The following is a 1,073-nucleotide window of genomic DNA, read 5'->3' on the forward strand; positions in this document are numbered from 1 at the left end:
CCTAGCCGCGGATTACTACCATCGATGCCGTGCGCGCGGTATTAGCAAAATCGATAGCCTGAAGCGTGTGGCTCGCCGGATGTCGGACATCATCTATGCGATGCTCCGCAGGGGCGAGCCATACAACCGGGACTGCCTGATCCCGAACAAGCAGGGATCCGCGGATAAGCCGGAGACCGGTGGCACGGCCTCAAACGGGCCAAATCAAAACAGCCTTACCGATCCCCGGCACGAACAAAATAGGCAGCAGGCTCCAGTAGATCAAGCTGGAGAAGCGGAGCGGGGTCCGCCTCAGGGTAGCACTGCGGTTAGCAGAAGCCGGCCGCAGGGCGCGGCAGACCCCAATTACGCCGTAGCGGGCTCCGCCCTCTTGTCAGAAAGCGCATAGAAAACAACGCTCAGCTCTTGGTCGAGTAGAGGCTTGAGCAGTCCGGCGGTCGCCTTCTCGACAGCTTCCCGGTGCCCGATCAGCGCGTCCATGGCGCGCAGCAGCTGGGCGTAGTGGAGATCTCGGGTGTCGACTCCAGGCAGATGCACCCGCTCGAGCCAGCGCAGCACACCAAGTTTGCTGCTCGGATCGCAGAGCCGGTTGAGACTAGCAGCCGAACAACCGCCTCCAGGTCGAACTCGCGGTACGAGGACCGGAACGCGCGGCGTAGGGCGCGATCGAAACCCAGCTCCTGCCAGAGTTCGGTCAGCAGCCAAGCCGGGCCGAGCGAACGGGCCGGGTCAAAACGCACGCCATCAGCGTCTACGCCTTCCATGCCGGCGTGGCGCTGAAGGCTCTGGATCAGGCCCTCGATCTTCTCTTGGGTCGCCGGCTGATCCGCGCGGCCGAGCTGGGCGACCTGTCGGTGGCGGGTACGTCCTTGCTCATCCCGGTAGCTTTCCACCAGGCGAAGGTACTCCCGACCATTGGAGCGCGACCTGCGGATAAACATGGCTTCACATTATGCCGCTTTATCCGCCGGCTAGGCAAACTATCGTGGCTTATGTTTGGCACTACAGCCTCTTACGAGGTGGCGCGCAATAAGTCCCTGACGCGCAAAGAGAGCCGCCGCTCGTACCCGGGC

At 62.8% G+C, this 1,073-nt stretch carries 1 pseudogene; it reads right to left on the bottom strand.

The features are described 5' to 3' along the window. Window positions 1-351 precede the first annotated feature (351 nt). Window positions 352-941 (bottom strand): annotated as a pseudogene (locus LRA98_RS12820) (IS1634 family transposase); the annotation flags it as partial. Window positions 942-1,073 lie beyond the last annotated feature (132 nt).

Origin of the sequence: Halorhodospira sp. M38 (assembly GCF_022227985.1) — a bacterium.
Classification (GTDB): domain Bacteria; phylum Pseudomonadota; class Gammaproteobacteria; order Nitrococcales; family Halorhodospiraceae; genus Halorhodospira; species Halorhodospira halophila_A.